This is a genomic window from Wenzhouxiangella sp. XN79A (genome assembly GCF_012272825.1).
Taxonomy (GTDB): Bacteria; Pseudomonadota; Gammaproteobacteria; order Xanthomonadales; family Wenzhouxiangellaceae.
Window position 1 is genome coordinate 222,461 of sequence record NZ_JAAWWS010000145.1, and the last position, 12,773, is coordinate 235,233.

12 protein-coding genes are annotated in these 12,773 nt (G+C 65.9%); all 12 read left to right on the forward strand.

Annotation, left to right across the window (positions count from 1 at the left end):
* Positions 1–232 precede the first annotated feature (232 nt).
* The 12 genes from HFP89_RS07750 (at position 233) to HFP89_RS07805 (ending at position 12,733) form a co-directional block, all read left to right on the forward strand.
* Positions 233–1,006: a DUF3450 domain-containing protein gene (locus HFP89_RS07750; RefSeq protein ID WP_168717069.1), complete on the forward strand. Its 774-nt coding sequence runs from the start codon at positions 233–235 to the stop codon at positions 1,004–1,006.
* A complete protein-coding gene (locus HFP89_RS15990) occupies positions 1,006–2,361 on the forward strand; it encodes a MotA/TolQ/ExbB proton channel family protein (protein ID WP_168717070.1) in 1,356 nt (451 codons plus the stop codon). The genes HFP89_RS07750 and HFP89_RS15990 overlap by 1 nt, the downstream gene beginning before the upstream one ends.
* Positions 2,345–2,869 carry a MotA/TolQ/ExbB proton channel family protein gene (locus HFP89_RS07760; protein ID WP_168717071.1) on the forward strand — a complete coding sequence of 175 codons (525 nt, stop codon included), beginning with the start codon at positions 2,345–2,347 and terminating at the stop codon, positions 2,867–2,869. The genes HFP89_RS15990 and HFP89_RS07760 overlap by 17 nt, the downstream gene beginning before the upstream one ends.
* Positions 2,870–2,893: 24 nt before the next feature.
* On the forward strand, positions 2,894–3,301 hold the full coding sequence (locus tag HFP89_RS07765; RefSeq protein ID WP_168717072.1) for a biopolymer transporter ExbD: 408 nt from the start codon (positions 2,894–2,896) through the stop codon (positions 3,299–3,301).
* A 4-nt stretch (positions 3,302–3,305) separates the two neighbouring features.
* On the forward strand, positions 3,306–3,938 hold the full coding sequence (locus HFP89_RS07770) for an energy transducer TonB (protein WP_168717073.1): 633 nt from the start codon (positions 3,306–3,308) through the stop codon (positions 3,936–3,938).
* Positions 3,935–5,227, forward strand: coding sequence for a tetratricopeptide repeat protein (locus tag HFP89_RS07775; protein ID WP_168717074.1), 1,293 nt, complete (start codon positions 3,935–3,937; stop codon positions 5,225–5,227). The genes HFP89_RS07770 and HFP89_RS07775 overlap by 4 nt, the downstream gene beginning before the upstream one ends.
* An 88-nt stretch (positions 5,228–5,315) precedes the next feature.
* Positions 5,316–5,990 (forward strand): histidine biosynthesis protein HisIE, encoded by a 675-nt coding sequence (locus HFP89_RS07780; RefSeq protein ID WP_168717075.1) that lies wholly within the window; start codon positions 5,316–5,318, stop codon positions 5,988–5,990.
* Between the two features lie 38 nt (positions 5,991–6,028).
* Entirely contained in the window at positions 6,029–6,178 is a 150-nt protein-coding gene (locus tag HFP89_RS07785; protein ID WP_168717076.1) for a hypothetical protein, read from the forward strand.
* A gap of 22 nt (positions 6,179–6,200) precedes the next feature.
* Positions 6,201–7,094, forward strand: coding sequence for a site-specific tyrosine recombinase XerD (xerD, locus tag HFP89_RS07790; protein WP_168717077.1), 894 nt, complete (start codon positions 6,201–6,203; stop codon positions 7,092–7,094).
* A 232-nt stretch (positions 7,095–7,326) separates the two neighbouring features.
* The gene (locus HFP89_RS07795) at positions 7,327–8,067 is read left to right on the forward strand and encodes a DsbC family protein (protein ID WP_168717078.1); all 741 of its coding nucleotides are present in this window, start codon (positions 7,327–7,329) and stop codon (positions 8,065–8,067) included.
* Positions 8,068–8,227: 160 nt separating this feature from the next.
* Entirely contained in the window at positions 8,228–12,067 is a 3,840-nt protein-coding gene (gene purL, locus HFP89_RS07800) for a phosphoribosylformylglycinamidine synthase (protein WP_168717079.1), read from the forward strand.
* A gap of 33 nt (positions 12,068–12,100) precedes the next feature.
* Complete coding sequence (locus tag HFP89_RS07805; RefSeq protein WP_168717080.1) at positions 12,101–12,733, forward strand: exosortase H-associated membrane protein; 633 nt, start codon at positions 12,101–12,103, stop codon at positions 12,731–12,733.
* The last annotated feature ends 40 nt before the right edge of the window (positions 12,734–12,773 follow it).

Consider the following 12,773-nt stretch of genomic DNA (forward strand, 5'->3'; position numbering starts at 1 on the left):
CCGGGTCGAATCACAGCGTCGGCTTTGCAAAGCGCCGGCGGCACGGTATTCTTGAACCCGAGGCGCTTGAACCGGCAACGGCTCTCGCTGCAGACAAGGGTCGGCTCGAGCCCCGGAGGGCGCGGGTCCCGACACGAAAACGAAGGGGTCGTGTTGAAACCATGACCCGAGGCGGGGCATGATGCGCGCCGCCCTCCGACGAATCCGAACCATGAAAAGCGGAAAATCCACTATGTCGAAACATCAACTTCTCCGTCGCGCGCTGCCCGCGGCGCTGGCCGGCGGCGTCGCGCTGACGCTGGGTCTGACGGCCAACGCCCAGGTGCTCGAACGCAGCATCGATACCGAGAACCAGATCACTCGCAACGCGGCTCAGGTGCAGGCCCAGATCAATCAGGTGGCCGACCAGACCGACGATATCGTTGCCGAGTACCGCGGCCTGCTCAACGAGATCGAGAGCCTGCGGATCTACAACGATCAGCTGCAACGGGTCGTCAACAACCAGGAAGAGGAGATCGTCCAGATCAACGACGACCTGGCCAACCTCGAGGCGACCAACCGCGACGTCGTGCCGTTGATGATCGAAATGGCCGAAACGCTGCCGCGCCTGATCCAGGCCGATGTGCCGTTCCGGCTCGATGAGCGCCTCGGGCGTGCCGAGTTCCTGGTCGATGCGCTGGATCTTGCCGACGTGACCACCTCGGAGAAGTATCGCCGCATCCTCGAGGCCTATCTCGACGAAATCGAGCTGGGTCGGACAACCGAAGGCTACAGTGGCCAGCTGCCGAGCGGCCAGGAAGTCAACTTCCTGCGCGTCGGTCGAACGCTGTTGTTCTACCAGTCGCTCGACGGGACCCTGACCGGCTGGTGGAATCCGAACAGCCGCGAGTTCGAACAGCTCGGCGACCAGTACCGCCTGCCCGTCAGCGACGGCCTGGCGATCGCGCAGAACCAGGTTGCACCGGATCTGGTGCGTCTGCCCGTGCCCGCACCGGAGAGTGAATGATGAATCGTCTGATCCTTGTTATCGCCAGCGCCTGGCTGCTGGTTCCGGGTAGCGGATTCGCGCAGGAAACCCTCGACGACCTGCTGCGCGAGGTCGAACAGGCGGCTTCGCAGGAAGCCCGAATCGATCAGCAGCGCCTGCAGGAATTCCGCTCGGAGCGGAATCGCCAGCAGCAGCTGCTGGAAGAAGCGCGCGCCGAACTGCGTGCCCAGCAGCAGCGTTCGGATCGGCTGAACGCGGAGTTCGACGACAACGAACGTGAGCTGGCCGATCTCGAAACCACGCTGGCCGAACGTCAGGGCAACCTCGGCGAGCTGTTCGGCGTGGTCCGGCAGGTCGCCGGCGATTTCGCCTCGACACTGGACGACTCGATGACCTCGGCCCAGTACCCGGGCCGCTCGCAGTTCCTGTCCGACCTCGCGCAGCGCGATCGCCTGCCGCGGGTCGAGGAGTTGCGCGAGATGTGGCTTGCGATCGCTCGCGAAATCCGCAACTCCGGACAGACCGTCGAGTTCACGGCCGATGTCGTCAACGCCGACGGCGACCTGGAATCGGGCCGCTCGGTGGCTCGTCTCGGCGTGTTCAACGCGGTGTCGAACGGCAGGTTCCTGCGCTGGGATTCGACCCGCGAGGCGCTGATCGAGCTGCCGCGCCAGCCGGCCGGTCGCTTCCAGGCGATGGCCGCGGACTTCCAGAACGCCGCGCCCGGCACGGTCGAGGAAATGGCCGTCGACTTCACCCGCGGTACCATCCTGGCCTCGGTGGTTCGTGCGCCGAACCTTCGTGAACGCGTACGTCAGGGTGGCACCGTCGGCATGGTCATCATCGTGATGGGTGTCTTCGGTGTGCTGTTCGCGCTGTGGAAGGGCACCATGCTGTTCCTCCGCGGGAATGCGATCAAGCGCCAGGCCAAGCGCTCCAGCGCCGACAAGGGCAATGCCCTGGGCCGGGTGCTGGCCGTCTACGAAGACAACCCGGACGCCGATGTCGAAACCCTGGAACTCAAGCTCGACGAAGCCATCCTGCGCGAAACCGCGCCGCTGGAATCGGGGCTGCCGCTGATCAAGGTGCTGTACGTCGTCGCGCCGCTGGTCGGTCTGCTCGGTACCGTGGTCGGCATGATCGTGACCTTCCAGCAGATCACGCTGTTCGGTACCGGCGATCCGAGGATGATGGCCAGCGGTATTTCGATGGCACTGATCACCACCGTGCTCGGCCTGGTCGTGGCGATTCCGCTGACCCTGATCCACAGCGTCCTGCAGTCGCGCGCACGGCAGCTGATCCAGATTCTCGAAGAACAGGCCGCCGGCATCATCGCGCGGACCGCGGAAGAGCGCCATGGTCACTCTGTATAACCTTCTCGAATCGATCCGCGGCTTCATCGAGATCGGCGGGAACGTCCTGTGGGCGATCATGGCCGTTCTGCTGGTGATGTGGACGCTGATCATCGAGCGCTACTGGTACCTCTTCCGGGTGCTGCCGGCCGAGCGTCGTGAGCTCATCGACCGCTGGCAGGCCAGGAGCGACCATCGCTCCTGGCATGCCCATCGCGTCAAGGAAGAGATGATCAGTCAGTTGCGGGGTCAGCTCGAGAAGAACGTGCGCACGATCCAGACCCTGGTCGCGATCTGCCCGCTGCTCGGGCTGCTGGGCACGGTGACCGGCATGGTCGCGGTCTTCGACGTCATGGCGTTCTTCGGCACAGGCAACGCCCGGGCCATGGCCGCCGGTGTGTCGAAGGCGACCATCCCGACGATGGCCGGAATGGTGGCCGCCCTGTCCGGGGTCTATTTCGCTTCGCATCTCGACCGCAAGGCCGACATCGAGGCCGAAAAGCTCGAAGACATCCTGCAGCACGACTGAGACTGAATCGAGGACCCATCTTCAATGGCACGCAGACACGCTGCAAAGGACGAGCCGGAGATCAACATCACGCCGATGCTGGACATCGTGTTCATCATGCTGATCTTCTTCATCGTTACCACCACCTTCGTCCGCGAGACCGGCGTCGAGGTCGAGAAGCCGACGGCCATCACCTCGGAAGCACGACCGCAGGGTAATGTCCTGATCGGAATCGACAGCAATGACCAGATCTGGATGAACGGCAGTCAGATCGAGTTGAGCGACGTGCGCACCCTGGTGTCCCGCGCACGAGACGAGAACCCGGAGGGCTCGGTCATCCTGATTTCAGACAAGGGTGCTCGCACCGGGACCCTGGTCGACATCATGGACCAGGTCCAGGCCGCCGGCGTTTCCCGCATGGCAATTTCCGCCGAACAGACCGGCGGGGGGTAGGAACATGGGTACAGGATTTCGTTACGTCATCTCCGTGCTGTTGGCCGTGATCGTCACGCTGGCGGCGTTCTACATGATGCATCGATTGATTTCGGGCGCCGGTGGGCAGCGCGAGGAAATCGAGCCGCCGCCGGGCATTCGCTTCGGGCCCGTCGAGATCGAGGAGAACCTGACCAAGGAAGAGCGCCGGCGACCCGAGCCGCCGCCGCCGCCGGATGAGCCGCCGCCGCCGCCCGATCTCGAGATCGCCCAGGTCGAGCAGCAGGCCGTGAACATGCCCGAGCTCGAGATGCCGGATCTGAACTTCTCGCCGACCGGCGGAAACCCCGTGCTCAACAGTTTCAACACCAACCGGAACGCCGAGGGTGACGTGGTGCCGCTGGTTCGGATCCAGCCGCAATATCCCCGGGATGCGGCGATGAACCAGATCGAAGGCTGGGTTCGCGTCCAGTTCACGATCACCGAGACCGGAACCGTGACCAACCCGCGCGTGATCGACGCCGAGCCACCGCGCGTGTTCGACCGGGCCGCGCTTCGCGCCATCCTGCGCTGGAAATTCAAGCCGAGGATCGTCGACGGCGTGGCCGTGTCACGCTCCGCAACCCAGCAGATCGATTTCAATCTGGACGGATCATGATTCGCACGAACTCTTCTCTGACCCTTGCCGCGGCGCTGACTGCGGCGTTTGCGGCCAGTCTGGCAGCGCCGACCGCAGTGTTCGCCCAGGCCGAAGGAACGGTGACCTGCGGAGTCGAACGCGAGGTCGATCCGGGGCTGTTGTCCGAGCCGGTCTATCGGCGGCTCAACGACATCTTCGAGAAATTCGGCGAGGACCTGTTCGCCGAGGCCTACAACGACCTGGCCGAAATGCGCGAGCGTCGGCTGTCCGATTACGAAAAGGCATCGGTCGAGCAGGCCATGGGCTTTGCAGCCGCGCAGCAGGAGGATTACCAGCGCGCGATCCGGCATTTCAATGAAGCGATCCGGATCAATTCGATGCCGAACGACCAGCACTTCGAGATGATCCTGCAGGTCGCCCAGCTCTACAACGCCATCGAGCAGTACGACGAGGCCCTGGAGCAGCTCGATCTCTGGTTCTGCGTGTCCACCGAGGATGCCAAGAAGCAGGCCGACGTCTGGCTTCTGAAGGCCAACCTGCACATGCAGCGTGACGAGTTCCGGCAGGCGCTGGAATCCATCGACACGGCGATCGAGCTTCGCGAGGATCCGCCGGAGAGCTGGTACCGCGTCAAGCTCGGCATGCACATGGAGCTCGAGGAATGGCCGCCGGCCGTCGACGTGCTGAAGATCCTGATCGCGATGAACCCGGACCGAAAGGCCTACTGGATTCAGCTGTCGGGTATCCAGATCGAGCTCGATAACGAAGAGGAGGCCATGGCCGCCCTGCGCCTGGCCTGGCGCAAGGGTCTGCTCGACAAGGGTAGTGAATTCATTCAGTTGGCTGGCCTGCTGCAGGAGCTGGACTCGCCGCGTCAAGCGGCCTCGGTGCTCCAGGACGGGCTGGAACGCGGCATTGTCGATGCGACCACGCAGAACTGGGAAATGACCGCGGGCGCCTGGTACGAAGCGCGCGAGATGGACCAGGCGCTGGCGGCCTACGACCGCGCCGGCGAGCTTTCCGATAGCGGGAAGATCGACTTCCAGCGCGCCTCGATCCTGGTCAACCGTGAAGACTGGGATGAAGCGCTGGCCGCTGCGAACCGGGCGCTGGAAAAAGGCGACCTGACCGACTCGCAAGCAGGCAATGCACACATCCTCGTGGGCATGTCGCATTTCAATCTCGGCGATTACGATGAGGCCGAACAGGCCTTTAATCGTGCGTCGGACTATGGCAGACTCCGAGCAGCGGCGCAGGAGTGGATCAACCACATCAACCAGACACGCCAGCGGATAGCAAGCCGTTAACAGGATGCGGATCATCGAAACGCCGGAACGACAACGTCCGATGAACGCACTAACTGACCTTCGACATCGCTGACCGGGGAGGAAGACGATGCAGAACAATACCGAGAGCACCTTGGACCAACAGGTCGGCGACGACGCTGGATCGGCAGGCACTGTTTCTCCGCCCGAGCCCGCTCCAGAGAAGAAGACTTCCAGGAAGAAGGCGTCCAAGAAGAAGGCTTCCAAGAAGAAGGCCTCCAAGAAGAAGGCGTCCAAGAAGAAGGCCTCCAAGAAGAAGGCGTCCAAGAAGAAGGCCTCCAAGAAGAAGGCCTCCAAGAAGAAGGCCTCCAAGAAGAAGGCCTCCAAGAAGAAGGCCTCCAAGAAGAAGGCCTCCAAGAAGAAGGCCTCCAAGAAGAAGGCCTCCAAGAAGAAGGCCTCCAAGAAGAAGGCCTCCAAGAAGAAGGCCTCCAAGAAGAAGGCTTCCAGGAAGAAGGCCTCCAAGAAGAAGGCCTCCAAGAAGAAGGCCTCCAAGAAGAAGGCCTCCAAGAAGAAGGCCTCCAAGAAGAAGGCCTCCAAGAAGAAGGCCTCCAAGAAGAAGGCCTCCAAGAAGAAGGCCTCCAAGAAGAAGGCCTCCAAGAAGAAGGCCTCCAAGAAGAAGGCCTCCAAGAAGAAGGCCTCCAAGAAAAAGGCCTCCAAGAAAAAGGCCTCCAAGAAAAAGGCCTCCAAGAAAAAGGCCTCCAAAAAGAAGGCGACCAGAAAAAAGGCCGGAAAAAAAAAGCGCTGAGCGCTGATCCGTGGGCCCGGCTGGCCGAGGCGGCTGAAATGATCCGGGACGCGGCAAGCCAGATCGCCGCGCAGGAAGCGGCTGCCAGCCGCCGAGCGCTGGATGACATTGTCGGCGCAACGCGGTCGAAACTCGTCGACCTCGAGGAAATGGCCGAGAAGGGCATTGCCCGGATCACCGGCAAGTAGCTCATTGCACGGGCCGCCGGCGATGGATGATCCGGGTGAGCTGATCGACCGCTTCATCGACGCCGCCTGGGCCGAAGACGGCCTGGCGCCGAAATCCCTCGACGCCTATCGAAACGACCTGACCGGGTTTGCCCGGTCGGGTCTTTTCGTGAGCGCCGGGCGCTTGATCGTCGTCGAACGACGCACGCTGATGGACCTGTTCGCGCAGCGATTGCGTGGCGGCACGCAGGTCAGCAGCCTGCGCCGACAGCTCAGCGCGCTGCGGCGCTTCTGCGCCTGGCTGCGGCGTGAGGGGCGAATGAACGACGATCCGCTGGCCCATTTCGAGCCGCCGCGTTCTCCGATGCGATTGCCCGGTGTGCTCAGCGAGAACGAAGTGGTTGCCCTGATGCGCTCGCCGGACGTGGATACAGCACTGGGGCTGCGCGACCGAGCGATGCTCGAGGTGCTCTACGCCAGCGGGCTGCGCGTCAGCGAGCTGGCCGGTCTGGAGCGGGCCAACGTGAACCTGCGACAGGGCGTGGTCCGGGTGACCGGAAAGGGCGGCAAGGATCGGCTCGTTCCGCTGGGCGATTCGGCCTGTGAATGGTTGACTCGCTGGATGGACGGGCCGCGCAGGGACTGGGCCGACGACTCGGACGATGCTGTGTTCGTATCCCGGCGCGGTCGTCGCTTGTCGAGGCAGGGCATCTGGCAGCGCATCCGTGGTCAGGCCCTGGCGCTGGGCTTCGGCTCGCGATTGACCCCCCACAAGCTGCGCCATTCGTTCGCCACCCACATGCTCGATCACGGCGCCGACCTGCGAGTGGTCCAGATGCTGCTCGGTCACGCCGACCTGGCGACGACCCAGATCTACACCCACGTGGCCCAGGCTCGACTCAAGGACCTGCATCATCGGCACCACCCGCGCGGTTAGCGGTCCCGGTCACGATGCGTTCACTGCCGTGCATCGCCGCGAGCGGGCCGCACCGGGTGGCCCCGTCTTCCACGGCCGAAGCGCGATCCACGCAGACCTGCGGTGAGATTCCGTAGACTACGCCGATTCCGTTTCGGGCCGGAACTTCCAGTCGATCTTCCGTTCCAAGCGACCGTTCCCGCCGGTTCCGAAGCGTTCCGGTGCATTCAAGAAACCACGACCGAGGACTGCCGTGAACATCCGACCCCTTTCGACCCTGCTGGCCGTCGGCGCGCTTGTGCTGACCACGATGCCGGCTGATGCCCAGGACTATCAGGTCGTGCGCGACCGACTGGAAAGCCTGACCGGGCCCGAGACCGAAATCACCATTGCCGAGTCGGCGATCCCGGGCGTGCTCCAGGTTCGGCTGGGCGGCGATATCGTCTACATGAGCGAAGACGGGCGGTATCTGATGCAGGGTCGTCTGCTCGACCTGGAGTCGCGGACCGACCTGACCAATGCCGCCAAGACCGAGATCCGCAAGGACCTGGTCCAGGCCATCGACACCGAGCAACTGATCCGGTTCGGCCCGGACAACCCCGAATATGAACTGCTGGTCTTCACCGACGTCGACTGCGGCTATTGCCGCCGGCTGCATCAGCAGATCAGCGAGTACACCGAAGCCGGCATCCGGATCAACTATCTGGCGTTTCCGCGGGCCGGGGCCGGATCGGAAACCTTCCGCAAGATGGATGCCGTCTGGTGCAGTGATGACCAGCATGCGGCGATGGACGAGGCCAAGGCCGGCGGCAGTCCGACCGCCGAGGCCTGCCAGTCGCCGGTGGCCGAGCAGTACCGCCTGGGCCAGGCGCTGGGCGTGACCGGCACGCCGGCGCTGCTGACCATGGACGGCGACCTGATCCCCGGCTACGTTCCGGCCGACGATCTGCGCGGCCGACTGGAACAGCTGGCCGCGCAGCACAGCGCCGACTGAAGGTCCGATCCATCCGGATTCCACGTCCGACCGGCCATCGGTCGGGCGTAGTGCTGTCGCGTTCCGACCGACCGATGAAGGACAGCGACCGCCTTCACGCCGCCCGTTCGGCCAGGCCGGGTCCGTATAATGCGGGCCGTCCAGTCAGCGGGCCGCCGCGATGAAGTTTCTGCTCGGCCGGGGTGGTCTTCCCCGGTTCAAGACCGCCGCACTTTCCGATCAACTCGTTCGCCGAATCGGGCGCCCCGTCCGGATCGACAGCCGCGAGTTCCTGATGCTCGATCTGGAGCCGGCTGCATGGGCCGAACGGTCCGAGGCCCTTCTCCAGGTGCTCGATGCCGAGCCGATGCCTTCCGGGATGCCGGACGCGACCCACCTGTTCGTGGTGCCGCGCCGCGGTGTGGTCAGCCCCTGGGCCAGCAAGGCCGGCGACATCCTCACCCGCTGCCACGTCGACGGCGTCCGAAGAGTCGAGCGCGGGACCTGGCTGCAGATCGAGGGAATCGAGCCCGATGAACTCGACGAGGAAACCCGGCAGCTCTTCTACGATCGGATGACCGAGGCGGCGGTCGATGATCTTTCCGCGCTGGCGGACTGGTTCGAGCCGCTGGCGCCCGAGCCGCTGGGTCGGCTGGCGCTCGGCGACGATCCCGCCGCCGCCCTGGCGCGGGCCAACGACGAGATGGGCCTGGCGCTGAACGCCGACGAGATCGATTACCTGGTCGAGGCCTATGCGGCACTCGGCCGCGATCCGACCGATGCCGAGCTGATGATGTTCGCGCAGGCCAATTCCGAGCACTGCCGGCACAAGATCTTCAACGCCGACTGGGTCGTCGATGGCGAGCCGCTCGGCGATTCGCTGTTCGGCATGATCCGCACCACCCACCGCGAAACGCCCGACGGCGTGCTGGTCGCCTATGACGACAATGCGGCCGTCCTGCGTGGTTTCGACGGCGAGCTGTTCAGCCCCGGCATCGATGATCCGGTCTGGCGGGTCGAGGCGCTGCCGCTGCATATTCAGATCAAGGTCGAGACGCATAACCATCCGACCGCGATCTCGCCCGAGCCGGGTGCCGCAACCGGGTCCGGCGGCGAAATCCGCGACGAGGCCGCGACCGGTCGCGGCGGTCGGCCGGTCGCGGGCCTGACCGGTTTCAGCGTGTCCGACCTGCGGATTCCGGACGCGCTCAGGCCCTGGGAGACCGCGCCGCCGCCGCCGTCGAGGCTGGCCACGGCGCTGGAAATCATGATCGAGGCGCCGATCGGCGCGGCCCGCTACAACAACGAATTCGGCCGACCGAACCTCGGCGGCTATTTCCGCACGTTTTCCGCCGAGATCGACGGTCGGCTGTGGGGCTACCACAAGCCGATCATGATCGCCGGCGGCTCCGGCACCATTGCCGAGGGCCAGACCGGGAAGAAGCCGCTGGACGAGGGCTACCGGGTGATCGTGCTCGGCGGTCCGGCGATGCTGATCGGGCTCGGCGGCGGCGCGGCCTCCAGTGTCCATTCCGGCCAGTCCAGCGAGGCGCTGGATTTCGCCTCGGTCCAGCGCGCCAACCCCGAGATGGAGCGCCGCTGCCAGGAAGTCATCGACCGCTGCTGGTCGCTGGGCGCCGACAATCCGATCGCGTCGATCCACGACGTCGGTGCCGGCGGCCTGTCCAACGCCATTCCCGAGCTGCTGGACGACGGCGGGGTCGGCGCCGAGCTGCAGCTGCGCGCGATTCCGGCCGCCGATCGTTCGCTGTCGCCGATGGCCATCTGGTGCAACGAATCGCAGGAGCGCTACGTGCTGGCCGTGGCCGAGGACGACCTGGACCGCTTCCGCGCGATCTGCGAGCGCGAGCGCTGCCCGTTCGCCGACCTCGGGCCGGCGACGGCCGGTCATCGGCTGCATGTGGCCGACGCCGAGCACGGCGACGCCCCGGTCGACCTGGATCTCGATGTCCTGCTCGGCAAGACCCCCGCGCTGACCATGGACGTCTCGCGTGCTGCCGTTCCGGTCGACGACCGGGGTACCGAGGGCCTGGAGCCCGATGCAGCGCTCGACGCCGTGCTCGCCGTGCCCGCCGTGGCCAGCAAGCAGTTCCTGATCACCATCGGCGACCGGACGGTCGGCGGCCTGAGCGCCCGCGACCAGATGATCGGGCCGTGGCAAGTGCCGGTCGCCGACTGCGCGCTGACCCTGACCGACTATGCACACTACACCGGCACCGCGATGGCCATGGGCGAACGCAGCCCGCTGGCGGTCTGGGATGCCCCGGCCTCGGGCCGGATGGCGGTGGCCGAGGCCTTGACCAACCTGGCCGGCGTTGCACTGAGCGGTCGCCGTTCGATCAAGCTGTCGGCCAACTGGATGGCGGCCAGCGGTGCACCGGGCCAGGACGCCGCGCTGCGCGAAACCGTCGAGGCCGTCGCGTTGGCATTCTGCCGGTCGCTGGAACTGGCCATCCCGGTCGGCAAGGACTCGCTGTCGATGCAGACCCGCTGGCGCGATGCCGACGGCGATCAGGTGATGATCGCGCCGGTCTCGCTGATCGTCTCGGCCTTCGCGCCGGTCGACGATGTCCGCCGCGCGGTCACGCCCGAACTCCAGCTCGACGCCGGGCCGAGCGAACTGTTGCTGCTGGCCCTGCCCGGCATGCGGCTCGGCGGATCGGCGCTGGCCCAGGCCACCGGCCGTGCGTTGGGCGCGGTGCCGGACGTCGATTCGGTCGACGACTTCGCCGCGCTGTTCGACGCCGTCCAGCAGCTGCTGGCCGAAGGCCGGATCCTGGCCCTGCACGATCGCTCCGACGGTGGCCTGCTGGTCAGCGTGCTCGAAATGGCACTTGCCGGGCACGCCGGGGTGGCCCTGGACCTGTCCGACGACGTCGATCCGATCGCTGCGCTGTTCAACGAGGAGATCGGCCTGGTCGTCCAGGCGCGGGCCGCCGACCGGACCGCGATCGAGCAGCGACTGGCCGATGCCGGGCTGGCCCATGCGCTGACCGTGCTCGGCCGGGTGACCGGCGACGATCGGCTGCGCGTTGCACGGGCCGGTGCGACCTGCATCGACCGTCCGCTGGCCGAGCTGCACAGGGCCTGGGCATCGACCAGCTGGCGCGTCCAGCGGTTGCGCGACCATCCCGACTGCGCCGACGAGGAATTCGGGCAGCTGGCCGACTGGTCGCGGCCGGGGCTTGCGCCGGTCGTCACCTTCGACGCCGCTCCGCCGCCGGTCGTCGGAACGGCGCGTCCGCGGGTGGCGATCCTGCGCGAGCAGGGCGTCAACGGCCAGCGCGAAATGGCGCGGGCCTTCCACGTCGCGGGGTTCGAGGCCGTCGACGTGCACATGAGCGACCTCGAGCACGGTCGCCAGGTGCTCGACGGCTTTCACGGGCTGGCCGTGTGCGGCGGGTTCTCGTTCGGCGACGTGCTCGGCGCCGGCAACGGCTGGGCGCGATCGATCCGCTTCAGCCGCCGTCTCGGTGACCAGTTCCGGTCCTTCTTCGACCGGCCCGACACCTTCACGCTCGGCGTCTGCAACGGGTGCCAGATGCTGTCTGCGCTGGCTTCGATGATTCCGGGCGCGGCCCACTGGCCGCAATTCGTCCACAACCGCTCGCGCCAGTTCGAGGCTCGCCTGAGCCTGGTCGAAATCGTCGAATCGCCGTCGATCCTGCTGGCCGGGATGGCCGGTAGCCGCCTGCCGGTGGCCACGGCCCACGGTGAAGGCCGCGCCGTGTTCGCCGATGACCGGGCCCGCTCCTCGGCGCGCGTCGCGGTGCGCTACGTCGATGGCTACGGCCGTCCGGCCGAGCGCTATCCCGACAATCCGAACGGCTCGCCCGCCGGGATCACCGGCCTGACCAGCGACGACGGCCGCGCGACCATTCTGATGCCGCACCCGGAACGGCTGCTGCGCGCGGTCAACTATTCCTGGGCCCCGACCGAGTGGGGCGAGTGGTCGCCGTGGATGCGGATGTTCGAAAACGCGCGCCGATGGGTAGACTAGTGTGCCCCGAGCCCGACTTCCAGTGATGATCCGATGAGCGAACCGCAGCGACCGGAATCGAACGAGCCGTCGAACGACGACGAGATCTCGATCAGCGACAACCCGATCAAGGAGATGTTCCTGCTGGCGATCCTGTACCTGCCGCTGGGCTTCTTCCTGTGGTTCTACCTGGCCTCGGCGCTGATGTGGTTCCCGGCCCGGCTGACCGACTGGGCGCTGACCGGTCTGTTCCCGGAGATCTTCCGCGACGTCGTGCAGTTCGGCTACCGGCTCGAGATCCAGCTGCAGTTCGTTCGCCCGGAGGGGCGGATCGCGCTGGCCGATCGCGAAATCATGATCTACGCCTGGGGCATGGCGCTGCTGTTCGGGCTGATCATGGCCACGCCGATGTCGATCAAGCGGCGGCTGGCCCAACTCGGGATCGGCTACGTGGTGGTCTCCTTCGTGACCGCCTGGGGTGCGTTCTGGGACGCGATGAAGGAAGTGGCGTTCAAGGTCCAGCCCGAAGGTGTGGCCGCGATCGCCCAGACGGCGGTGTCGCCGACGATGATCGCGCTGTTCTACCAGCTCGGCTACCTGATGCTGCCGGCCGTCGTTCCGCTGGCCACCTGGATCCTGATGAACCGGCCGTTCCTCGAAGACGTCGTGTTCACCCGCAAGCGCTGAGCCCCGGCCCGGGGAACCCGCCGACACGGCGGCTGTCCAT

Bases quoted from the DNA above. Each gene is read 5' to 3' on its own strand.
- HFP89_RS07750 (WP_168717069.1), top strand. From the start codon at position 233: ATGTCGAAACATCAACTTCTCCGTCGCGCGCTGCCCGCGGCGCTGGCC.
- HFP89_RS15990 (WP_168717070.1), top strand. From the start codon at position 1,006: ATGAATCGTCTGATCCTTGTTATCGCCAGCGCCTGGCTGCTGGTTCCG.
- HFP89_RS07760 (WP_168717071.1), top strand. From the start codon at position 2,345: ATGGTCACTCTGTATAACCTTCTCGAATCGATCCGCGGCTTCATCGAG.
- HFP89_RS07765 (WP_168717072.1), top strand. From the start codon at position 2,894: ATGGCACGCAGACACGCTGCAAAGGACGAGCCGGAGATCAACATCACG.
- HFP89_RS07770 (WP_168717073.1), top strand. From the start codon at position 3,306: ATGGGTACAGGATTTCGTTACGTCATCTCCGTGCTGTTGGCCGTGATC.
- HFP89_RS07775 (WP_168717074.1), top strand. From the start codon at position 3,935: ATGATTCGCACGAACTCTTCTCTGACCCTTGCCGCGGCGCTGACTGCG.
- HFP89_RS07780 (WP_168717075.1), top strand. From the start codon at position 5,316: ATGCAGAACAATACCGAGAGCACCTTGGACCAACAGGTCGGCGACGAC.
- HFP89_RS07785 (WP_168717076.1), top strand. From the start codon at position 6,029: ATGATCCGGGACGCGGCAAGCCAGATCGCCGCGCAGGAAGCGGCTGCC.
- xerD (WP_168717077.1), top strand. From the start codon at position 6,201: ATGGATGATCCGGGTGAGCTGATCGACCGCTTCATCGACGCCGCCTGG.
- purL (WP_168717079.1), top strand. From the start codon at position 8,228: ATGAAGTTTCTGCTCGGCCGGGGTGGTCTTCCCCGGTTCAAGACCGCC.
- HFP89_RS07805 (WP_168717080.1), top strand. From the start codon at position 12,101: ATGAGCGAACCGCAGCGACCGGAATCGAACGAGCCGTCGAACGACGAC.